This window comes from Massilia sp. CT11-108, from assembly GCF_047302915.1.
GTDB lineage: Bacteria > Pseudomonadota > Gammaproteobacteria > Burkholderiales > Burkholderiaceae_D > Telluria > Telluria orientalis.
Map to the genome: position 1 here is coordinate 1 of NZ_JBKYMO010001372.1, position 335 is coordinate 335.

Consider the following 335-nt stretch of genomic DNA (forward strand, 5'->3'; position numbering starts at 1 on the left):
GTCTCGGGCGCCAAGCCGGCCGCGCAGGCGCGCTCGTTCGTCAGCGGCCTGCTCGTCGGGACGGAGTTCGTCGCCGCGGTCGGACTGACGGGTGGCGTCGTACCCCCGACCTGCATCGGCTCGCCCGTGCTGCGGGCCCGCTACGCGCGTGCGGCCGGCCATTTCGGCACCACGCTGGCCGGCCTCGATCCTGACCGCGTGTATTGCGCCGCGCTGGCGCGCTTCCTCGACCGGATTCCTTCATGAATTTTGCCTTGCCCCTCGTTGCGATCCTCCGAGGCCTCGATCCCGCCGACGCCGGTGCCGTCGGCCGCGTGCTGTTCGACGCCGGCTGG

At 72.5% G+C, this 335-nt stretch carries 1 protein-coding gene; it reads left to right on the plus strand.

The window, feature by feature from the left end:
* Window positions 1–246, plus strand: a 246-nt coding sequence (locus ACEN88_RS34850) for a 2-dehydro-3-deoxygalactonokinase (protein ID WP_413346990.1), incomplete at its 5' end; no start/stop codon positions are given.
* Window positions 247–335: the final 89 nt, after the last annotated feature.